The sequence below is a fragment of the Ensifer adhaerens genome, from assembly GCF_002007205.1.
Lineage (GTDB): Bacteria > Pseudomonadota > Alphaproteobacteria > Rhizobiales > Rhizobiaceae > Ensifer > Ensifer adhaerens_D.
The window spans coordinates 1,555,907-1,576,811 of record NZ_LAZS01000005.1; the positions used below are offsets into that span (position 1 = coordinate 1,555,907).

Genomic DNA, 20,905 nt, shown 5'->3' on the forward strand with positions numbered 1-20,905 from the left:
CCTCGATTTAACTTACTTGAAGAGCCAGGCCTGAACGCCCGGATAGTCATTCCAGAGACGCCGTTCGACGCCGCCCATTTCCTTGAAGACATGCGTAAAGCCTTCGCGGCTGTACAGCGAGATGTGCCCATTGTGCGGGCCGAGATACCACCAGTTGCGATCAAGCGCCTCTGGATCCCACTGAGCCGTCTGGAAGGCGAAGACGCCCGGCGACTTAAGGTGCTTACGGATGTAGTCGAAAATTTCGCGCGGATTCGGGATATGCTCGATGACCTCACAGGCCGTGATGATGTCGAACTTCCGGTCGCCAAGATCCGGCAGGAAGTAATCCTTGCCGACCTTTGGAGGGATGATGTCGGTGCCCCACACGTTGAGATTCAGCGACCGGCGCCCCATCTCGATAAAGCCGCCGATGCCAGATCCGAAATCAAGAATCTCAGCTTGGTCGAGCCGCGTTTTTAGCAGTTCGTTCGCAAGGGCAACGAGGCGGAATGTCTCAGTGACACGGCCGTACCAGTCCGGGTCCTGGTTATGCCAATAGGTCTCGTCGTAGATCTCGGTATGGTCTTTGTTGTGGTCGATGCAATCCGTGAAGAGGAAATTGCAGTTGTCGCACTGGTAGTACCAGCAATCGTCCGGTTCATCGGGGATCGGATGGTTGGCGCGCTTGTTGTACGGCAACCCGAACTTGTACGTCGCATGCGAGCCACACAGCTTGCACTTCATGTCATCGCGGCGCGGGGGCAGATTCATCATATGCTGTGGAGCTCCAATTGCAGCCGGGGCAGCGGTGTCAACCACCCTCCCCTGGGACTGAAGAATATCATTGCGGCAAAAAGCCAGTTCACAGTGGGTTAGGTTTTCAAGCTCTGACAGCTGCAGCGGAGTAAACACCGCTTCGCCGTCGATACGCCAAGCCTTAAGCCCCATCGCCTCGAGTTCGCCAACAAACTCTGCGACATTCACCGCGGCGGACATCATGCCTGGTGACCATTCGAGCACAATGCGAACATTGGGCGATCGCCCGAGCAAGTCGCGGGCACCACGGATAATCAGGGGCTCAGATCCTTCTGCATCCATTCGCAAAAGGTCGATCTTGGGCAGATCCCTGAGAACGTCGTCCAAGCGACGCGTGGGTACGGTAATGAACTCAGGTGCGGTCTCCATGCTTTTTGTTGGCACGAGACTGCCAGTTCCAATGAGCTTTGGCCGAAAACCGAAACGAGCCTCACCTTCACGATCAGTGACGGCTATGTTGTGCAACTCTGTGATCGGCTTGAAGCTGTTGTAGTCGACCGTCAACGCCAAAAGATCGAAAACCTTCGGGTTCGCTTCGAACCCATACAGCTTACCGGAGCGACCGATTTTGTCGCACATGGCCAGGGTGTGGTAACCCATGTTGCAGCCGACCTCGACAACCGTATCTCCCTCGCTGAGAAGCGACCTGATTGAAGATTCGATTGCCTGCTCCCAAACCCCATCCATGATGATGTGGGGAGTAATTCCTAGGTCGTCAGTGGAAACGAAAAATCGGTGGCCGCGGTGGGTGCGCGTAATACCGACACCGTTACCAAGAAACGCATAGTCAGCAGGCTCGCGCATTCAGGCTCCTCGCAAATTCGACGCCAGAGGCTTAGACCAACTGACAATCACTTTGCAAGGCAGCACCAGCCGCAAAACTACCGGCTGTGTACTAAATTCAGGCGTGCAGCAGGCCGAATCTCAACGTGACCGTGTCGCCGTTCGGAAACCAGTTCCCCGTTCCGCAGGACCTGGACGTCCACAAAGCCTTCCTCTTCATCCGCGAAGAGAACATCATTCAGGCGCTCGCCGTTAAGGTACGGCGTGAACTGCGTGATACCGTGGAACCAATATGGAGAGTTCCGGTCGGCGCTGATCTTCATTGGACGGCGGTTCATGGCATAGATCCTTGCGTTCGCTCACCGTGATAATACCGAGTGGGCTGCGAACGCAAGTCTAGCTTAGAAACTCCGGTTGTTGTTGAAGACGATGGATGACCCTCCATAGGAGGAGAACCCGTTCACCATGCCGGTGTAGTAGTTGCCATCAACCGTGCCGACGGCAGCGCTCTCGCCCTGAAAACAATACGTAGAGCGGGAAAACCCGAAGAAGCGATTTCGAATGATGTCGACTCGGCGAGCGTTCGCGTCGAGGTAGATCATCGGATGCGGCCCAGGCGCACCCGTTTGCTTCGACAAATCGTGGAACTTCATGTTCTCCACCATCACGTCGGATGCACCAATGTTCATGCCACGCTGGCGACCGTTGCCCAGTCGACCGTTTTTCACACGCAGCATCGACACGCCATTACCAGCGGTAAACACGTCGCCATCGTTGCCGCCCTGCGCCGCTCCAGGAGGTTCAGCGGCGGCCCCCGACGTGTTCGCGATGTCGGGCTCGTCGAAGGTGATATCCTTGCCCTTCGTCAGCACAACGGCATTCGAGATCGCGCGATCGACCTCAAACTGCCGAAGACGGATGTTGAACGGAACGGTCCCAGAGGCATCGCTATCCATGTCGAGGCCACGATCGACCCCAAGCAGATAGACGCGATCCCCCTTCAGGACATTGACGGCGCCATAGATGACGAAGCCCTGAATGCCCTTATTGCGCCCTTGGACGGTGATGTTCTCGACATACATCTCGTCGCAGCGACCAACTGACGGGTTCGCGTAGAACCGGTAGCCGGAGCCGCCACTGAGAAGAGAATTGATGGTCGTGTCCACCAGCTCGATTGCATTGACGTATTCGCAGTTGATGCCGGCAAATGACCCATCCGTGCGGATCCCGCGCACCCGCACCTTGCTGCCCTTCTTGATCTCGATATCCCAGCCGGCGGTGCGTGTGCCGGTCGAAACGATGTAGAGATCTTCGACGCTCAGGTAACCAACGGGGTTCGTTCCGTCGCCGATCGCGATTGCGGTGCCTGTGGTCGGCGAATACTCAACGCGCGTCGAAGGGCCAAGCCCGCGCACGTTGATCTTCTGATCAAGGGTGGCACCGTTGTTGAACGTCAACCCACTGCCAAGTTTCCACGTGAAGGTCGAAGGAAGCCAGAGCGTGCCGCCGCCATTTGCCTTGAGACGGTCGTAGGCGGCCTGGATGAAAGATCGGTGATTGGTATCCCCCGCCTGTGCTCCGAGCATCTGAGGCGTGAGGCCAGTGCGATTGATGATGGCGGCAAGAGCCTCAGCGTTGTTCATGAGATCAAGCGTCAGGCTGACGGTCTCGATCGCCTTCTTCACGCGCGCCGGCGACATAATGCGGTTCGTTGCGGTGGCAGCAGTGGCTTCAGCGTCGCTCGCGTAGGGGTCCATGCCGGGAACGGGCGAGAACACCGACCCGTTGTAGATCCGAGACGTGTTGCTGGTCGTATTGAAGTACCAAGCGCCAGCAACGAGCGGATTTCCGTTCGGATCAGTCGTCGGGTCCGCCGCATACGCGCCGAGATAGTATTTTTGGAACTCAGCGAGCGCGGCTTCCGCCGCCGCTACGACCGCCGCGGACGCCTGATCACTGATCAGCCGGAACGTGGTTCCGGAAGCAATGCCCATGACGATCATGCCTGCGACCAGACCACCGGCCGCGATATTGTTGCCGGAATTCGTTTTGACCGTCAGAGGCGCGCCGCCGTTGAAGCTGATGGTGACGGGGCTCGCCGTGTTAGCCTCGAAGATGTTCGTCCAGACGAGCGCCGAGCCGGAGACCGGAATGCTCGTCGTCGCCTGGATCGCGTTCGGGGTACCGGTCCCGATATCGGCAGCGATGATGAAAGAGAACGGGAGGTCTGCGACGCGGGTCCACGAGCCAGCACCGGAAGCTCCTACCTTCATGTAGACCCCGTTGTTGCCGGCGGTAGCGTCACCGATAACCCAAGCGGAGGAGTGCGCGGCATGGGCTAGGTCAGCGTCGAGTGAAGCCTTGCTGGTGTAGATGAGGCCACCGTTTGCGATGAACGCACCTATGACCCCTTCAACCCAGGTCCCCCATTCGCGGATCTGCGCCTTGCTCGGTTCATAAGGGTTGGAAGAAGGGCCGTCGGCCCAGATCGTCGTCGCTAGTTCGACCATGATTGCCTCATGAGAAAGGGCTCCGGCTCGCGGCCAGAGCAATGAAGGGGGATCGGTTATGATTAGGTGACGATGGTGGTTACCGACGCCTGCGTGGCCGAGGGCACGCCCGAGATGTTCTCGGCGCCGCACCAGTATTTCCAGGTTCCGACGCCAGGCGAATCGTTGAACGAGATCGTCTGGTTAGCGGTGACCGAGTAGGTGCCGATCGTCGTCGCAGCCGCGAAGCTCTGACCGGTCGTCCCGCGCTTGAAGATGAGGAAGCGGGTGTTGTCGTTCGCGGCCTTTGCGCTGACCGGAACCGTTGCGACCGAGTTCGGCGCTGTCAGGTTTGTTGGCGTGCCTGGTGCGGTCGAATCAATGGTCGAAGTGATGTTCGCCGTGACTGACCAGTCGGAGTATTGACCGCTTGACGCTATGAACGCGGCTTGGATGTCGAGCAGTTTGTTGGCCGGGACAGTGGTCGTTGCGAGATCGACGTAGCCTCCGGCCGGGGCAGCGTCTGGGAACCGCTGTTCGATCCAAGCTCCGGGATTACCAAGTCCGTCAGCATTCGCCACACGGTACCGCACAACAGGCGTCAGGCTGTCGTCATTGGGATCAATAACCACCACCCGTATGTAGACGCTGCCGCTGCTGGGTTTCGCTTGGACCAGGTTGATTACCGGCGTTGCCAAGCCCGCGGCGTTCGGGGCCGGCGGCACGGGTGGCTGCTGCCCTTCGTCCGTCGCAGGGGTCCAAGCGTCGATGTTGCCCGGGTGCTGAACGATGTCCATCGAGAAGCCGCCGCGCGTGATTGAGAGCAGCGCCCGACGGTTTTCGATGATCTTGTTGTTCAGGCGCGGTAGCCGGTTCGGTGTTTCCAGCCGGTTCCAACGGCAATAGACCGCATTGATGCCGGAGAGCCGGACATCGATCGAGCCTCGGACCTTCTCACGGATGCGCAGCCATTCGCGTTTCGCGAGGCGGCGGGCCTGCCGCCATTGATGAACCCAAGTATATTCCGCCTCCTGAGCGAGGACGCGCCCAGCTTCGAGTTGGGCCGCCGTGTCTTCGAAATAGTCGGTATCGGCGGTCGCATAGTCGATCGCCGGATAGGTGAACTTCGGGATGAGGCGGTTGATCTCGTCTTCAAAGAGCACGTCGTACTGGATGTTGTGTCCAACGATGTCGGCGTCCGTCAGAACACCGCACCGGCTTTCCCTGAACTTCCCGACGGTCAGGATGCGGGCACCATCGCCGCGGCTGACCAGGTGCCCGTCGCAGGCGGCGAGGATCGCGTTCGTGGCGGCCTTTGGCCCATTCTCGGTCGTGTCGAACCCGTTGCACTGGTAGCGCTTCTCTGTTCCGCCGCCGGCGAGAGGAACGTCCTCGTCGCAGATGTTCGCCTCCTCGATCCATATGTCGAGCACAGGCAAGATCGCCTTGGTGTAGTCGAGCCTTTCCCCGAACTCATTGAAGCAGAGGTGCCACGCGAGAATGACAGCGCAGTTTTGCGTCCACGCCCAGGTGGCCGGGTTTGCCGGGTTCTGGGCAGGATCGCGGAAATCCCAGCAGTAGGCGAGATCAGCCTCGACGGAGACCGATGGCGCGTTGTACGGGAAGCGCTTGCTGAAATCCTTCTGCTTCGGCGTGCTGCAGATCATCGCGACAGACGCCTGCCCGTCGCCACGATGGGCATTTGTCCAGGATTCCGGGATGCCGGCGACGACCTCGGCATATGCCGTTTCTGGGTTGTCCCCGAGGCGCGAGAACAGCTGCACAGTGCCGTTGCCATATCGGCCGTCGGCGAGGCCGTTCACGATGTTCCCGCTTCCGATCGTGACCTCGTCGTCGTGCAGAAAGTAGCGGTTGATGGCTTTGATCCGGTGCCCGACGAGTCCCTGAACCGCGAACAGGCGCTTGCCCTTCGCTTCCCAGAGCATATAGGCGCCAGCGACACGCGTCCGCCCGACGCCCCACCAGCGATATGGGATCGATTGCGTCTTCGGTACCTTGCCGTCTTCCGGCTTCGGCGTTCTGACGCTGGGGGCGAGGAGCAATTGCAGGCCGACGGTCAAGGCCGTGGTCGCGATCGCAGTCGCGGCGCCAACAGCAAACGTCGTCAGCGCAGTACCTGCGCCAAAGATCGGCGTGAACAGCGCAGTGAAAATCGGCGTGAAGATAGGATCGAAGAGGACGCGGCTGTAATGCGAGGAGCACGCGCGCAAGTCGACCCGCACGCGGTGGATGATTTCTTCCGACGGCGCGCTCTCATAAAGGACCTTGAGGCTCAAGCCTTATCTCCCCGGCTCCAAGCCGCAATAAAATCGCATCGCTTCGCCCTGACGCCGGCAGGTGCGAGGACCGCCCAGAGAGGACCGAAGCGGATCGCGCCAATTTCCTTGACGGCCCCATCAATGTCGGATGGCGCCAAAATGATGCCGATGTCGCCGGTGACCGGCGCCTCGGTGCGCGAGTAGCCGAGCGGCTTCACACCGTTGTCGATCATCGGGATCAGGCCGCCGGCTCGGGCGACGAAAGCGAGAGCACCGTCCTCATCCCGATACGTGCCCCTCACCTGCTCTGCCGGGTCCGTTCCGGTCTGCTCCGCAACCCAAGAGGCGCAGAACATGATGCAATCGTCACCGCCGAGGCCGCCCCATCGGAACCGATGCGGCAGCTTCAAGAACTCATGAATGTTCATGGGCACCCTCAGGTGTAGTGAGGCCAAACCGGCTGGACGCCGCGCGACAGGCGCGCGGTGCCATCACAAAACAGGTCGGTCGGCGATATCGCCTTCTGATGCGGCGCGGACCAAAGCGACCGAGACGCTCTCGATCGCGTCGTTTCCCCAGACACGACCGATAGGGCGAGTGTCAGGCTCGGGCTGTCGTCCGCTTGGACCATCGGGCTCGATTCCGAAACGTGTGATGACGTCCCCGTCCAGATCGGTATGATCTTGCTCATCGGCTGGTAGTACTGATCCAGCGTGGTCAGCCCCAGCTGGACCGCCGCGCCACGTAGGGGCGGCAGGCTGTCGAGCATCTTGCCGCCTGTGGCCGGGTCGATGCCGGAAACCGAAAACTCGACGCTGTCGGCGGTCCCATTGACCAACACCTCGAGCGTCGGGACGCCCTGGAGCACGCCGCCGCCGAGGTAGACGGTGCCCTCCGGGTCGATGCTGTCGAAACCGGTCTGGATGTCGTGGACGCCGAACCACATGTGAAGCGCGGGGTTGGTGGCAATGCGCAAGAAGATGCCCAGCTGATGACTGCCGCGCATCTCCTCGATGACGTCATCAGGAACCCACCCCATCAGAACGCCTCGGCAAACGAGAGTGTCGGGCGCGACGAGTAGAAAGCCTCATAGTCCCACGGCAAGCTGAAGCCCTTGGGGAACTGCATGACGCATGTCGGTCGCGCCAACTCGACGCGAGTATCGATCACCGCGGCCTCGCGAAGCGCCGGAGCAATGCCGAGTTGGTAGTCGACATAGCTGAGATTGACGCCGCCGATGTTTTCGACGCCCTCAGCCGCCTTGTGGCTCTCCCAATATCGGTAGGCGCGCCAACCTTTCGTCGGGTGGTAGATCGAGAACCAATCCGACCAGCGCAGCGGCCTGGCCGCCTCGTAGACGCGCATCGAAAGCTGGCCGGCGCCGACGGTGGCCGGAGCCGTCAGTTTACCCCAGACGGTCGCCTGTGAGTAACCGGACAGATCAGAAAACAGCGCGCCGTCCGAGTGCGGAATACCGCTGATGATCGGGCGGCGCTTGCCGTTGATGACCGGGAATGGCCCGATACCGTCGTTGATGATCGGCACGTTGAAAAACCGGAAACTTCCGTTTCCCCGCGCGCCGAGCCAGTTCACGACCTCGTGGCGCTCCATGTCGTCGCCCTGCAAGACGCAACGCTCGTATGTCGCAATCACCCTGCCGCCGCCGCTCATCTCGATCGCGATGGATTCGCCGTTGCCGTTGACGCCCCCATCGATGCCCGACCCGGGGACGTCGAAACTTGCCCGGGTCGGTCGGAGATACTGGATCGGGACGGCGGGCTGATTGATGTATGACCTCGCCATGCTCAGCCCTTCTGCGATGTGTACCGGGTCTGCGTCTGGCCGAAGCCGCCGCGGCGCTGCTGCTCGTTGTATTCCCGCATCGCCTCGCCGACGCCCTGCTGCACCAGCTTGCGGACGTGATCGTCGCCGTTGGCTCCCTGGATGTTGACATTCAGGTTAGGCGTGCCGGCATTGGCCCGCTGGCCGTTGTTGTCGTTTATGGCCTGCATGAGCTTGTGGTTGCTCATGACGCCAGACCCTTGCGGCAGGTTCAGTAGTTCAGGGCCGCGCTCGCCGACGATCGAGAGACCGCCGGGCGCGTTGTTCGTGCCGTTGGCGTAGAGGCCGATGCCTCCGCCGAGCCACGCGCTAGCGAACTGGCCGGACGATGCGAAAATGCTTCGACCGATACCAGACAGTGCCGACAGCAGCCCGCCTCCGCCGCCGGACGCGCCGGCCGCCAATGTGCTGCCCAACTGACCCAGCCCGGTGCCGAACTGGCCGAGGTTGCCGCTCGCCTTCTCAAGGGCGCCGTTGAACTTGTTGACGTACGCGTTGCCGGTCGTGCCGAGAACATCCGCACCCATCCCACCCTTGCCGACCGAGCCCGGTCCGCCGAACCAGGCTTGCGCGGCTCCGGAGGCACCGTACTTGTCGACATAGCCACCGAACCGGTGCGCAAAGATCGCATCCTGCGCGCCTTTGTCGGTCAGGAACTCCGAAGCGGACATCGTGCGGCCGAGTGCCGCTTGCGACCACGGCCCGATGTTGTTGCCCATGACCTGATACGCGCCATAGGCACGGTCGCCGTTGCGAGTGATGGGACCGAGAGCGCCATAGTTGCCGCTGCTCTCGATCGACTGGATCGCCTTCGCATAGGCGGAGATACCGCCGGCAGAGCGATTGTCGTTCGCAGCGCCGCTGTAGCCGAGAAGCGACCCGAGCGTGGTCGTGGCGCCGGAAACGCCGGAAGTGGCGAACCCCGCCGACGAAGACAGGGACGTGCCGCCGAACAGTGCATTGACAAGCGAATTCGTCATGCGCTCGATCGCCTGGTCGCTGGCCTTCGCGAGGGCGTTGATGATCGCATTCTTGATCGCATCGCCCAATGCCTTCCCGATATCGCCGCCGCTCGAAAGCAGGCCGTCGCGGAGGTCGGTGATGAAGCCACCGATCATCTCCTTGTTCTGCTCGCGCCGCAGCTGGCCACGGATAGCATTGGCCTCAGGCGAGTTCAGGTTCTCGTCGAAACCGTAGCGGTTGAGGGTGCTCGCGACCTGTCGGTCCATCGCACTGCGTTCGCCCTGACGCTCCTGAAACGACATGTCGAGCCAGAAGTCGGCCTTGGCGTCCTGCGCCTGGCGATAGGCCTTGGTGACGTCGTCGATCTTCTCTTTCTGCTCTTCGAGCTCGAAGAAGTTGGGCCGGCGGCCCGGTACCGGGATATCCGTCAGGCGGCCATCGGAATTCAGGATGCGATCCGGATCCGGGTCGCCGCTAAGTTCGATGTTCGGGCGACGGCCCGGCGTTGGAGCGTTGAACGGCACGAAGTCGGCAGAACGGAACGTCTTGCCGCCTTCTGTGAAGGTGGAACCGCCGACGATGTCCTGGACGTTGGTCCCACCTGCGATGCCGGCGATCCATGCGAGGCGCGCCTCGCGCGAGGCCTCAATGCTCTTCCGTATCGACTGCGTGATAAGGTCGAAGGCGTCGCGGAATCCCAGAACCGATTTCACGCCGTACTGGTCGACAGCCTCGGACAGCGCCATCTGGGCGCGGTTGTAGTCGGCGACCGAGGCCGTGCCATCATCGAGCCGCTCACGAAGGTCACCGAACGCCTGCGAGAAGTCGCGGACAAACGCCGGGTCGGCGTCGGCCCCACGCAGCGCGCGAACCGCTTCCGCGAACTGACGGTTGATGCCCTGGAGCTTCTCGCCGAGGCCATCAAGCTCGCGTCCGGCGAGGATCTCAGACGCTTCCTTGCCCTGAGTGATCTTATCGGCACGATCGAGCTCGTCGACGTAGGCGCGAAGCTGCGGTACCGCGTCGCCCCATAGCGTGGCGGCGCGGCGGATGACGTCGTTCTGTTCCTCGAACAGCTTGCTCGTCTTCTCGGTCCCGCTCTCGGCGGTCGTGAAATACTGGATCAGCGCGGCGGTACCGGCGGTCAAGCCGATCGTGATCAGCGATACCGGGCTGAGGAGCGACGTGAAAGCAGCAGCCAAGCCAGAAACAGGGCGCTCCATCGATCCGACAACCGACGCAAGCTGCGTGCCCTGCTGTAGACCGATCATGAGCGGGTTCATGCCCATGGCCGCGGTGACGGCAATGTCCTGGAACTGGAAGGCGGCATTCGCCGAGTTGAAGCTCTGTGCGCCGCCACGGTTGCTGTTGGCAGCCTTCACGGCAGAGCCGGCGGCAGTGGCCGACGTCTTCAACCGTTCGAATGCTTGGCGCTCTCGATCGAGAGCAACCGTCATCTCCTGTGCGGTGATCGCCCCGAGCTTGTGTGCCCGCTGGATCTCGCCGACGGTCGCCTCATACTGCTGCGTTGCCTGCGCAAGCGGGCGGAATTTGAGCGTTAGACGCTCGACCTCCATCCGAAAGGCCCGGACGTGATCGTCCTGCGAGCCGAACGAGCGGCCGAGGCCATCGACTGCCGGCAATGCCTTGCGTGCGTCGTCGCCGGCCTTGCCAAGTGCTGCACCGAGGCCGGCGGCTTCCGCCTCGAGCTTGTCGACGGCCTGCGTGGTACGTGCCGCCGACGCCGTCAGCTTGTCGAGATCAGCCGCGGCGGAAGATGCCGGCGTGCTGTCGATCTTGAAACCAAGGGTCGCTTCGGTCATTCGTTGGCACCCAAATTAGAAATGGCGAGGCGATTCATGCGATATGCGATTTTGACGGCGGCCCTGCTGGCAGGTGTCCAGGCCCAGGCCGCCGAGGCGGTGACGATGCGTGACTGCCAAGAGAGGCTTGAGACCATCGCCAACGCCCAGATGAGCGCCGACGACACTCCGGTCCTTCAGCAATGCGCCATCAACGGCTACATCAACGCGACCGACATTGAGCGAGCCTACGAGCGCGCCAAGAAGGCAGGCCAGTAGGTCTATTTCCGCATGTTCGGGAAAAGCGCATCGAATAGACGCGCCGTGAGCGGTCGCTCGGAGACTTGCGGCTTCTCTGGCTCTGCCTGCTCTTCCGTCTTCGCAGCCATGATCTCACGGCGCTTGATGTCGAGAGCGAGGATCGCGTCGAGTTGCCATTGTTTCAGAACGAGGCCGCGAAGCCTCGCCCATTCTGCGATTGCGACAAAGCCGAGGGCATTGGGCCCGTAGCCGTTGCCGGTGCGCTGGCTATCCAACTCACGGAACCAAAGCCAAACTTGCTCACCGGCCGCCGGCACGGTGATCTTCTTGCCGTTGTGCTGATCCTCGATCAGTCGGCAGAGGCGGCCTGTGAGCTCTTGGTAAAAGACCGGCGCCGGACCGCCCTCACCTCGACCTGCTCACGAATGAGCCGGAATTTCGAATAGAGATTGCGGACGTTCTCTTCGGAGAAAGGGATGACGCTGCCACCGACCTTGGGGTTAGGCGACCAGCTTATCGTCGCCTTTGCGAGGATGGCTATCATGCGCGCATCAGCCTCGTCGACAGGATGCGAAACCGGCAGCCCAGCGGCTGTAGCTGCCATCTCGCGCTCGGCCGCAGCCTTAGCGAAATCGGCGGCGACATCTCGCATGCCGTTCTGCATCCGGTCGCTATCCGGACCAACGATCCGGACCCTGAGGCCAATTGGCTCATCTTTCTCATTGAGAAGATCAATATCGATCCCCTCCTCCTGAGACTGAAGGAGGGCTTCGAGGCCGGAAAGGTCTACGAACTCAGCACCAGCCATTATGCACCACCAACCGGATTGACCGTGAGAACGGCGCTGTTGACCTCGACATTGCCCTGAAGCAGGCGTGCCGTGTTGGCGCCGCCGCCGTTCTCCTGCGCGGTCATGACGATCGCATAGAAGTACTTGAAGGTACCGGTCGGGACAGAGGTCGCGGTGTGAACGCCGTTCTGGGTGCCGGTCGTGGTGATGGCAGAGCCGCCCTTCGTCGCTGCGACCTGGAAGTCGTTGGCGCTCGGGTTGACCACATAATAGGTGGTGCCAGCGACAAGGCCCGTCGGTAGCGCACCGGTCGTGGTGAACTTGACGCCGACGCCGGCAGCGAGGCCGTGAGCATTCCAGGAGATGACGCCCGGCGCCGCGATGGTCATGGTGACGGTGGCGGTCTTCGCCGGCGGCGCGTCATCGAACGCGAGTTTGAAGGGGTAGTTGTAGTCGGTCTTTTCGGCGGCGATCAGCGCGATCTGGCCGAGGTCTTCCGGCAAGATAACGAAGTTGTTCTGCATCGAGCCGGCGTTGCGGGTGCCTTTGCCCTTCCAATCGCGACCGGAAGAGATGATGGATTCGGTAATGAGCGCGGCTGCGTCACCGATTGCGCCCATAGTCTGCCAGCCTTTGATCTCGGTGAAGACGGTGGACGAAAACAGAGCCTCGTTGATGTCTGCGTCATCGGGCACGGTGGTGACGGCTGGTCCCATATAGATTTTGGCGCCGGCGACCGGATAGAGCTGACCCATGGTCGTTTCCTCTTTTCAGTGGGGCCCTTGCCGAAGGGGCGGGAGACGGCGGGCCAATCAGGCCGGAACTTGCGGGTAGCAACGCCACCGGGTGGTGACGGGGATGGTGTGGTGGGTGTCACCAGTGACAAGGACGCCGATTTCCGGATCCTCGTCGATGCGGACCTGAGTGTCGGTCCGGAAGAGTTTTGTGCCGCGGCGGAAGTGCTCGCGAAGCTGGCCGGCGAGGTCGTAGCCGTTCACGATTGCTAGGCTCTTCGGCCACATGACGTTGGTTCGGAAGAAGCCTTGCCGAATTGGGTCCATGACCATGGAAAGGTCGGTCTCGATCGAGCGGTTGAAATGGAACTCGCAGACTACAAACTTGCTTGTCGCGGTCGGGGCGAAAGTGACGCCCGGCAGTACGACCGTGACGCCCGCAGGCGGGACAAACGCCTGCGCACGCTGCGCGAGCGCTTGATAGATTTTCATTTCCACCGTGTCGGCCATCTGTTACCTCTGTGGCCCATGGCCGAAAAAGCGCTCAGCGACATCGAGGTTCACGACCTGCTGCACGAGGCGCAATCGCTGCTGCTCAACAAAACGGTGCGAACTGAGAACGGCCGGCAGGTGCTCGGCGCCGCGATCCGCGACCTAGACATCCTGCAAAAGGCCCTGCTGATCATGTCCGAGGGCCGAGACCCGCTTCAAAACGACCGCGAACCTGCTCCTCCGCCCGCTTGACCGTCTGCGGCCAGTCCTGGGCGGCGGCCTCGACGAAACCGAAACCCTGTTGATTGTAGACGCGACCGAGGCTGTCAGCCCCGACGAATCCGTACTCCATGCGTGGGCCGTAGGCGGCTTGAAATCCGAGGTACAGCGTCTCGCCGATCGATAGGTCGGCGATCATGAGCTCGATCGTTCCGGTGTTGTCCGGATACTGCTTCTCGCCCTGGTCGACCGTCGGCATGGCCGTGGTTGATGCCATCAGCGAGTTCTTCAGGTTGCCGGTGTCGAACGGCATCCGGCCGCCTTGCGCAGTTGTGATCCGAACGTCATTGGCGACCATCTGCGCGGCGGTGCGCAAGACTGCCGCCTCGCGGGCCTGCTCCTGCTTCACCCATTCGGAGACCTGAGCGGCAAATGAAAGGTTCTCGGCGGCCATCAACGACCTCGTGAGCGGGCGTATTCTTCGGCGAAATCGAAGATGTATTCGGCATGGCAGCGGCAGGAGATAATCTCGCCCGGGCCAGCGCCGAGGCTGGTATCTCCCGGAAAGCGCATCAGGGCGCCCGACGGCGACTGAAACGGCACATCCATGCCGGTCACTTCCTGCGCATTCAGGACCTGGTGCGTGTGGCGAACGTGGCGATCGCCGACAGAGCGCCAGCGGCGGGTGACCAGCGTGGCATCCCTGCCCGACCGGTCGAGCCCCTGCTGATAGGCCTCGTGCTTGGCAGCATGGACCGAAGACTGCGTTTCCGTCCGCGCGATGGTCGCGCCACGGAACTGGACGTAGCGATCAGCCAGGCGCCCGGTAATCTTCGCGACGACGTCGGCCGGAAGCGGCTTGCCCTCGCGGATCGCCTTGGCAACCTGCCGATCGAACCGCTTATCCCGGCGCGTCAGCGTCAGGTAGTGCTTCATGCCTTCGATGTCGCCCGACAGCAGCGCAGCGCGTGCATTCTCGACGGTGCGGGCCAGTTGCGATGTCAGGCCGACCAAGCCACCTTCACGGCGACCGGTCACCCGATTGACGCGCCCGGCGAGGTCAAGCGCGATCGTGCGCGGCCCCTGCCCTTGAGCATAGCCGACGTGGATCGCCTCGCGGGCCATCTGCTTCGTGTCTTCCGTGATGTGCGTGATCAGCTTCGACGACTGCTCTCGAATGATCTGCTCGGCGCGCTGGTTGCTGACGTCCCAACGGACGACGACGCGGGCGCCGGCCGGGTTGGAGAGGCGCGGCATGTTCTGGGTGACCAGCAAGCCACCGGCGCTGAAAGCCTCGCGGATCGCCTCCGACAGAGGCCGGAAGGCTGCCGGGTCGATGTGGAGCGCGGCGATGGCGCCCTCGATGTCCTGGCGCTCCAAGCGCTCGACAACTTCCTTGAGCACGATCTCAGACTTGATGTCGTCGATCGCCTCTCGGAATGCCTTCTCCATGTTCGGGGAAAGCCCGTCGATCAGCGCTTCGAGTTGCTGGCGAAGGCTGGCCATCAGTCGGCGGCGCCGGCCTTTTCGCTCTTCCTCGCCGGCTTCTCCTCGGGCATCGGTTCGGCGAGCCCGAGATTGATCAGCCCCTTGGCCATGGTGGCGCCGCCGACTTCGAACTCGTCGACGACCTTACCAACCTCGAAATGCGTGTAGGCCTTCACGAAGCGGATTTTCATGCTGCGATCCTTCCTTGGACGATGAAGATGACAGCGGTCACACCGTCGTATTTGTTCGGGTCGCCATTCACGATGGCGTAGTCGGTACCGTTGGCGGTGACGAAGTCGCCGACGGTCGGCTCGATCGCCAGCCCGACGGACGAGATGTAGATCTGCATATCTCCGGTTTTGATCGTTGTGCCGTCGATGTAGCGGTCCTCGTAGGCCATCGGGACGAGCGTTGCCGGGTATGGCGTGGCTACCGGCTCCCCGCCGATGACTGGGTCGGGTGGCGTGAGGCGGGTGACGACGCCGACCTGGCCGAACTTGGCAATGAGGCGCTGGGCCGTGGCTTGCAGGCGTGCGTAAAGCGGCTTGACCATCAGACTACCAGCGCCCCGGGCCAGATCGGCGTCAGGAACGGCCAGAGCAGCCCTTCGATTGCGGTGACGACCGGCGTTGCCAGCGCAACCACATCGTCGATATCGGTCGACGACGATGTCGCGTATTCGACTTCAATCTGCCCGACCTTCTCACGTTTGACGGTTGAGGTGCCGGTGACGACTGGCGAAAGGCTGCCCGGATTCGTCAATTCGAGGAAAGCCGCCTCATAGGATGCGTTGATGATGGGGGCTGGCACCTCACCCGATGGGATCGCCTCGCCGTAATAGGTCGACGCACCGGTGCGCGGCCATGCCCGCTCCTGGGCATAGCCGCCGGTGCGACGGCCATTGAACCGAGGTTCGTACCGATCGATCACCAGAGAACCGCGCTGGCGCGCTGCGGTCTTCTGGGCATCGGTCGTACCATCGGGGAAGACATAGCCGGCCGCCGTCGCGTAAGCCGTGAAGCCGTCGTTATCGCCGTATCCAGCCATGTCATTCTCCGGTGGGTAGAACCCGGCGCTTATGCGCCGGGCTTGGTTGCCAGGTCTTCGAGGGCCGCGATGATCTCGTCCTTCTTGGCCGGCGTCTTGTCGCCGAGCAGCTTGGCTGCTGCTGCCTTGAAGGACATGAACTGCACGGCCGGATCCTTGGCCATTTCCAGGACTTCGGCGGCTGTCTTCGGCGGCTCGTCCTGCTGTGCCTTGAGCTTCGCCAGTTCGGCGTCGCGGTCTGCAAGCAGAGCCTGAAGGCGCTCAAGTTCGGAGCCGGTATTATCGGCTGCCTGTTTGAGAGCCGGTGCGCCTGCGACAACGACCGGGTCGTCGGAATAGTCGCCGTCGATCTCGAACCACGCCGAAGCCTCGATATGAGCCTGCTCGCGGGCGAAGATATCGACCTCGACCGTTTCGCCCGGCTCGATGAGAACCGGGCCATTCACGGTGTTGATGCCGCGGGGGCCCTTCTGGGTGTTGGTGACCTTCATTGTCGCCTCCCCTTAAATGCCGTCGAGGTAGCGGATGGCCTTCGGCCGACGAATGTCGACGCCGCCGACACGGAAGATGCCGGGGACATCGAACTTCATCGGGCCCGTCTGCCATGCCGGCAGGAACCGGAACGGCATCGGAATGTGCATTTTCAGCACTTCCGGCGAGCGACGGTAGGCAACCATGCGCTTGGTACCGCCGGCGCCTGCCGTATCGAGGTAGCCGAAGACACCACGGATGGTGAGCGGCTGGCCGGTGGTCCGGGTGTAGATGTTGTTCCGCTCGATCCATTCGAGGATGGTCGTCTGGTTGACGGCATCGATACGACGGGTCGAGAGGTCCAACAGGACCGAGTACGGCAGGAGCAGAGTATCCGCGATCTCCGCGCCGAGCGTGCCGGTGAAGATGCCGGTAAGCTGGCCGTTGATATCGCGGAGGATCTGATCCGGCGTCTTGCTGGCGAAGGTCGTCGCCGAGCCGGTACCATCGGCCGGGGCCGTGGTGGCAGTGGGCGTCGAGGAGTTGACCAAACCGGAGTAGCCCTTGCCGGTATCACCGACGAAGGCCACCTGGTCGATCTTCTCTTCGGCGACACGACGGGCCGAGCTTGCCTTGTCCGCGGTGAGGCTCATGCCGAGCAGTTGGGCGGTCCCAAGCTCCTCCAGCGTGTAGCCGTAGCCGATCGCCGCCATGGAGACGCCGGTCTCGAACTTCTCGCGGGTCTGCTCGACCTTCGGCACGTCGTGCGCGAGGCCGTTGAACCACTGGGCCTGGCCGACCGAGTCCATGGAGAAGTAGGTGACCGACTGAATCCATTCCGGCGCCGAGGTGTCGACGGGGATCAGTTGGGAATACTGGATCTCCTGGTACTTGATCGCGTAGACCGTCGGCTCGATCAACGAGGCCTGACGGATAAGGAAGCTCATCGCGACCTGCTGAGCGTCCTGGGTGATAAGCATGTTCATATCGGAACGCTCCTGTTAGCCGAGGCGGAGAGCGGCGAGACCGGCACCCGAGGTGCTGGTATCCCACTGCGCGCCAACGATCTGGGTGTTGCTGGTCGAGACGTTGGTCAGAACGCCCGTTGCCGGGACGTAATAGACCGGATCGCCAACGGCGACGGCGACCGAGGCCTGGACCACGATCACGCCCTTCTTCATCAGCGCGACGTTGGAGTACTGCTCGTACTTGCCCGTCGGCTGGGTGGGGTCGAGGACAGCGATGCCCACGAACTTCACGGTCGCTTCGGAATCGACGACCTGGTTGTCGGCGGTGCCCTGCACGCCGACCTTGCCGAAACCGATGCCCTCAGCGTCTTCCGCGAGGCGGGTGACGACAACGGAAGGCTCCATGTTGAGGTTCATGCCCTCGACCCAGCGGGCGTGGGTGGCGCTGTAAGTGGTCTGAACTGCAGGCATCACTTGGCTCCCTTCGTCTGCCAGGCCGATTCGAGATCGGAAACCATGGCCTTGTGGGCGGTTGCGGATGCGTTGGCGTCATTGGTCTGGGAGAGACCGTTCTGAACAGCCACGCGGAACGGATCGACGCCGCCGACGGTCTTGCCTGCGTCCTCGACGAGCATGTCGAAGCGGGCATCGATGTAGGCGTCCGACTTGTCGGCAACGGCGGCATCGCCGATCTTGGCGACGACGACAGCCTTGCGAATGGCGGCATCGGACAGACCTTCGGTCTTGACGTCCTTCGCCAGGACCTTGGCCTTGGCGACCAGATCGGCGCGAGCCTGCACGCGCTTGTCGAGGTCGGCGTCGGAAAGCACCTTGGCCTTCGTCGCGTCGATCTCGGCATCCTTCTTCGCCAGTTCGGCATCCTTGGCAGCCAGAGCCGTCTGATGTGCCGTTTCGGTGGCGGTGAGCTTGGAAATGGCGTCGGCAAGGCGCTGCTGCAGCGTGCCGATCACCGTGGCACCCTGATCGGTTACTTCAACCGGGATGCCATCGACGGTAACCGTCTTCAGGGTCATGATCTTTTCCTCTTGCGGTTTCTGATCACTGGTGAACGGGGCAGCGCCCCACTGTCCCACACCGTCGCCGATGCGAGCTTTTGATCCGGCGCGGCCACGCTCGACGATGGCAACGTGGTTGATCCGGATATCTTTCTGGATGGCGTCGTACTTCTCGCCCTCGGGCGTGGTGCCTGGCTCCCACGCGAGATCGCAGGTGTAGCCGGCGGAAAGCTCGCGCTTGCCCTCGTCGATCGCCTTGATTGCCGCTGCATCCATGACGACGAGCGGAATACGGACGAATTCGCCGTCGCGTGCCACTTCATCGCCGATCTGGCCGACCGATACGGCCTTCCATGTGTCGGCGGTGACGGCTTCGGTCGGGTGATCGTTCGTCACCGGCTTGTGGGCGTAGCTGCCGAGACTGGCCTTGTCGAAGACCTGGTCGGCGGAGCGATAGACCTTCACAGACGGCATTTCCGGCTTGCCGACCTCGCGGCCGGAGTAAAGCTGGATGCCGGTGCGGGCGGTCTTTACGTCCGCAACAAGGTAGCCGTCGGCGGTCCGTCGCGTGCCCGCGATCGGTGCGGCATCAATGAATTGCATGGGCCTATTCCTCGCGGATGCTGGCGCGCCAGTCGTCGTTGACTTCCTCGAACTGCTCCGGACCAAGCCGGATCTTGCCGCGGTACGGATCGACCTTCGACAGGTCCATGCCCGCCGGCAGCTTCCACGTGATGGTCACGTGGGGCTGATAGTCCGGGTAGTCCGTCTCGGCGCCGAGGCGCTTGATGTCCTCATGACGCCATGTCAGGCGCGATGAGGCGAACTGCAGCACGACGGCCTCTCCGAAGCGCTCCATGAGGCGCGGCCCGCCGGGCGCAATGGTCATTTCGCCATCCTCATCAGAGGACCACTCGCCTGCCTGCCCGACCTGGATCCAGTCCAGCGGCGTGCGGGTGTGGATGATGGTGACGTGCAGACCATCCTGGACAGTCTCGAAGCCCTGAGCCTGGGCCCATGCCGTGATTTCTGCTGCGTTCAGAACGTCGCGACGGACATAGAGCGTGCGCGGTGCAGCGTCCCCGGTAATCGGCTTGGCCCTTTCCTTCGCCTCCTCGCCCACTGCGGCGCGCTGTTCGTCCTCGTCCGGCTCCTGCTCGCTGAGCGTGCCATGCTCCTCGATCGCAGCGTCGAGGCCAGGCAACGATCCGTCTTCGACGAACGTGTTGACCAAGGCATCCGACAAGGCGTCGATCGGCACCAGCGGCGGTGATGTAGACGTGCCGGCGAGCGCCCGGGCTGCATCCGCCTTCGTCTTGAAGACGTCAGCCTTTTCCTTCTCCGACATGCCCCAGAGCGGCGCCCACTCGTAATAGATATCCGGATCGCGGGAACCGAGGGCGCTGCGGATAATGCACTCGTCGAGGCGGCCCATGGCCGGCGTCATCTCTACCGACTGCATGGCCTGCAGGCGGTCGTAGTAGTTGCGCAGGTCGCTTTCGCCAGTGGCGTTCATGCCGGCCGGCGACTGCCCGAGGAGACGCGTTGCCGGAATGTCGGCCGCGCCGGATACCAGCTGCATGAACGACATGAGCACGTCTGGCAGCGTGGCGAAGCTCGCCGTCTTCTGTTCGAACTCCTCTTCCTTGTCGAGGAGAAGGTCGCCGTTGATGCCCTTGGCCGTGGCCGCGAGCGTGTAACGCTCCAGGATCTTGGCGCGATACCGCTCATCGCCGACATTCTGCATGAAGTCGGGGATGCGGATGACATTGACCTTGGCCTCGAAGACGAGGCTGGCAATGTTCGCCGCGGTTCCGTCAGCCTGCTTAATCGCGTCGACGACCGACAGGAGAACGCTGTCGCCCCAGCCGGCATAGGTCGTGGTGACGATCTCCTCGTCGGGCTGGGCGGCGCCGTTGAAGACGACCAGGCGCGACGGATGAATGTCGACCTGCACGCCGTCCGTCGACTTGATCTGGTAGACCTTCGGCTTGCCGTACCATTCGGAGGCCGGGTCGCGATCGATCTCGCCTGCCGTAAGGTTGCGACGAGAGATAACCGTCAGATACTTCAGACCACCCTTGCCAACGCGATCGACGTCGAGCGGCTCGGTGAGGTTCTGGTCGCCGGTACCGATGACAACGGCGGCACCGCCCCAGAGCCGAGCCTTGATCTTGGCTTCGAGGATCTTGCCCTTGACGTTCAGGCGCTTCTCTTCTGCCTCGATAAGCTCGATCTGCTGCTTCTTCGCCTGCCAGTCGCGCCAGGCACGCACGCTATCAAACGCCGGGATATCGACGATCTTCCGCGGCAACCATGCGCCACGGTAGGCGTTGAGCAACTCCTCGTCCGAAAGCATCGGCATCGAGTAGAAGGTCGAGGCTGCCTTGTCCCGGCTTGTGCCGATGTTCGCAACCATGTTCGTCAGGCTGTCGCGGACGAAAGCGATAATGTTTCCCATGT

General features: G+C 62.2%; 24 protein-coding genes and 1 pseudogene. 2 read left to right on the top strand and 23 right to left on the bottom strand.

Features of this window, described 5'->3' with window-relative positions:
- Positions 1 to 12 precede the first annotated feature (12 nt).
- The 8 genes from XB14_RS11370 to XB14_RS11405 form a co-directional block, all read right to left on the bottom strand.
- Entirely contained in the window at positions 13 to 1,602 is a 1,590-nt protein-coding gene (locus XB14_RS11370; protein WP_077961632.1) for a class I SAM-dependent methyltransferase, read from the bottom strand.
- Positions 1,603 to 1,679: 77 nt separating this feature from the next.
- A complete protein-coding gene (locus XB14_RS11375; RefSeq protein ID WP_143348328.1) occupies positions 1,680 to 1,919 on the bottom strand; it encodes a hypothetical protein in 240 nt (79 codons plus the stop codon).
- A gap of 63 nt (positions 1,920 to 1,982) precedes the next feature.
- The gene (locus XB14_RS33180; RefSeq protein WP_179119569.1) at positions 1,983 to 4,091 is read right to left on the bottom strand and encodes a hypothetical protein; all 2,109 of its coding nucleotides are present in this window, start codon (positions 4,089 to 4,091) and stop codon (positions 1,983 to 1,985) included.
- 62 nt (positions 4,092 to 4,153) lie between these two features.
- Positions 4,154 to 6,367: a hypothetical protein gene (locus XB14_RS11385; RefSeq protein ID WP_077961634.1), complete on the bottom strand. Its 2,214-nt coding sequence runs from the start codon at positions 6,365 to 6,367 to the stop codon at positions 4,154 to 4,156.
- The gene (locus XB14_RS11390) at positions 6,364 to 6,759 is read right to left on the bottom strand and encodes a DUF6950 family protein (protein ID WP_327326103.1); all 396 of its coding nucleotides are present in this window, start codon (positions 6,757 to 6,759) and stop codon (positions 6,364 to 6,366) included. Before XB14_RS11390 ends, XB14_RS11385 begins: the two co-directional genes overlap by 4 nt.
- A 26-nt stretch (positions 6,760 to 6,785) precedes the next feature.
- Positions 6,786 to 7,388, bottom strand: a complete 603-nt coding sequence (locus XB14_RS11395) for a hypothetical protein (RefSeq protein WP_077961636.1) — start codon at positions 7,386 to 7,388, stop codon at positions 6,786 to 6,788.
- The gene (locus tag XB14_RS11400; protein WP_077961637.1) at positions 7,388 to 8,152 is read right to left on the bottom strand and encodes a hypothetical protein; all 765 of its coding nucleotides are present in this window, start codon (positions 8,150 to 8,152) and stop codon (positions 7,388 to 7,390) included. The genes XB14_RS11395 and XB14_RS11400 overlap by 1 nt, the downstream gene beginning before the upstream one ends.
- 2 nt (positions 8,153 to 8,154) lie before the next feature.
- Entirely contained in the window at positions 8,155 to 10,977 is a 2,823-nt protein-coding gene (locus XB14_RS11405) for a phage tail length tape measure family protein (RefSeq protein WP_077961638.1), read from the bottom strand.
- A 36-nt stretch (positions 10,978 to 11,013) separates the two neighbouring features.
- On the opposite strand from XB14_RS11405, the gene XB14_RS11410 reads away from it, so the two are divergent.
- The gene (locus tag XB14_RS11410; RefSeq protein ID WP_077961639.1) at positions 11,014 to 11,235 is read left to right on the top strand and encodes a hypothetical protein; all 222 of its coding nucleotides are present in this window, start codon (positions 11,014 to 11,016) and stop codon (positions 11,233 to 11,235) included.
- A gap of 2 nt (positions 11,236 to 11,237) precedes the next feature.
- Here XB14_RS11410 and XB14_RS11415 read toward each other — a convergent pair whose 3' ends face one another.
- The 4 genes from XB14_RS11415 to XB14_RS11430 are packed head-to-tail and all read right to left on the bottom strand — an operon-like array spanning position 11,238 to position 13,251.
- Positions 11,238 to 11,570, bottom strand: coding sequence for a phage tail assembly chaperone (locus XB14_RS11415; protein WP_419178581.1), 333 nt, complete (start codon positions 11,568 to 11,570; stop codon positions 11,238 to 11,240).
- On the bottom strand, positions 11,567 to 12,025 hold the full coding sequence (locus tag XB14_RS11420; RefSeq protein ID WP_077961641.1) for a hypothetical protein: 459 nt from the start codon (positions 12,023 to 12,025) through the stop codon (positions 11,567 to 11,569). Before XB14_RS11420 ends, XB14_RS11415 begins: the two co-directional genes overlap by 4 nt.
- Positions 12,025 to 12,762, bottom strand: coding sequence for a hypothetical protein (locus XB14_RS11425; RefSeq protein WP_077961642.1), 738 nt, complete (start codon positions 12,760 to 12,762; stop codon positions 12,025 to 12,027). Before XB14_RS11425 ends, XB14_RS11420 begins: the two co-directional genes overlap by 1 nt.
- Positions 12,763 to 12,819: 57 nt before the next feature.
- Entirely contained in the window at positions 12,820 to 13,251 is a 432-nt protein-coding gene (locus XB14_RS11430) for a phage tail terminator-like protein (protein ID WP_077961643.1), read from the bottom strand.
- Positions 13,252 to 13,269: 18 nt separating this feature from the next.
- Here XB14_RS11430 and XB14_RS11435 point away from each other — a divergent pair, with 18 nt between their 5' ends.
- Positions 13,270 to 13,485 carry a hypothetical protein gene (locus XB14_RS11435; protein ID WP_077961644.1) on the top strand — a complete coding sequence of 72 codons (216 nt, stop codon included), beginning with the start codon at positions 13,270 to 13,272 and terminating at the stop codon, positions 13,483 to 13,485.
- On the opposite strand, the gene XB14_RS11440 is transcribed toward XB14_RS11435, so the two are convergent.
- The 11 genes and pseudogenes from XB14_RS11440 to XB14_RS11480 form a co-directional block, all read right to left on the bottom strand.
- The gene (locus tag XB14_RS11440; RefSeq protein ID WP_077961645.1) at positions 13,424 to 13,906 is read right to left on the bottom strand and encodes a hypothetical protein; all 483 of its coding nucleotides are present in this window, start codon (positions 13,904 to 13,906) and stop codon (positions 13,424 to 13,426) included. The two genes, XB14_RS11435 and XB14_RS11440, sit on opposite strands and share 62 nt — an antisense overlap.
- Positions 13,906 to 14,958: a head morphogenesis protein gene (locus XB14_RS11445; RefSeq protein ID WP_179119570.1), complete on the bottom strand. Its 1,053-nt coding sequence runs from the start codon at positions 14,956 to 14,958 to the stop codon at positions 13,906 to 13,908. Before XB14_RS11445 ends, XB14_RS11440 begins: the two co-directional genes overlap by 1 nt.
- Positions 14,958 to 15,131, bottom strand: a complete 174-nt coding sequence (locus XB14_RS33185) for a hypothetical protein (protein ID WP_179119571.1) — start codon at positions 15,129 to 15,131, stop codon at positions 14,958 to 14,960. Before XB14_RS33185 ends, XB14_RS11445 begins: the two co-directional genes overlap by 1 nt.
- Positions 15,128 to 15,493 (bottom strand): hypothetical protein, encoded by a 366-nt coding sequence (locus tag XB14_RS11450; RefSeq protein ID WP_077961646.1) that lies wholly within the window; start codon positions 15,491 to 15,493, stop codon positions 15,128 to 15,130. Before XB14_RS11450 ends, XB14_RS33185 begins: the two co-directional genes overlap by 4 nt.
- A complete protein-coding gene (locus XB14_RS11455) occupies positions 15,493 to 15,987 on the bottom strand; it encodes a DnaT-like ssDNA-binding protein (RefSeq protein WP_077961647.1) in 495 nt (164 codons plus the stop codon). The genes XB14_RS11450 and XB14_RS11455 overlap by 1 nt, the downstream gene beginning before the upstream one ends.
- Before the next feature lie 29 nt (positions 15,988 to 16,016).
- Complete coding sequence (locus XB14_RS11460) at positions 16,017 to 16,478, bottom strand: hypothetical protein (protein WP_077961648.1); 462 nt, start codon at positions 16,476 to 16,478, stop codon at positions 16,017 to 16,019.
- A 12-nt stretch (positions 16,479 to 16,490) separates the two neighbouring features.
- Complete coding sequence (locus XB14_RS11465) at positions 16,491 to 17,444, bottom strand: DUF2184 domain-containing protein (protein WP_077961649.1); 954 nt, start codon at positions 17,442 to 17,444, stop codon at positions 16,491 to 16,493.
- A 15-nt stretch (positions 17,445 to 17,459) separates the two neighbouring features.
- Positions 17,460 to 17,897 carry a structural cement protein Gp24 gene (locus XB14_RS11470; protein ID WP_077961650.1) on the bottom strand — a complete coding sequence of 146 codons (438 nt, stop codon included), beginning with the start codon at positions 17,895 to 17,897 and terminating at the stop codon, positions 17,460 to 17,462.
- The gene (locus XB14_RS11475; RefSeq protein WP_077961651.1) at positions 17,897 to 19,045 is read right to left on the bottom strand and encodes a DUF2213 domain-containing protein; all 1,149 of its coding nucleotides are present in this window, start codon (positions 19,043 to 19,045) and stop codon (positions 17,897 to 17,899) included. Before XB14_RS11475 ends, XB14_RS11470 begins: the two co-directional genes overlap by 1 nt.
- A gap of 4 nt (positions 19,046 to 19,049) precedes the next feature.
- A complete protein-coding gene (locus XB14_RS33920) occupies positions 19,050 to 19,565 on the bottom strand; it encodes a hypothetical protein (RefSeq protein ID WP_419178582.1) in 516 nt (171 codons plus the stop codon).
- Positions 19,557 to 20,903, bottom strand: a pseudogene (locus tag XB14_RS11480) (DUF1073 domain-containing protein); the annotation flags it as partial. The pseudogene XB14_RS11480 and the gene XB14_RS33920, both read right to left, overlap by 9 nt.
- Positions 20,904 to 20,905: the final 2 nt, after the last annotated feature.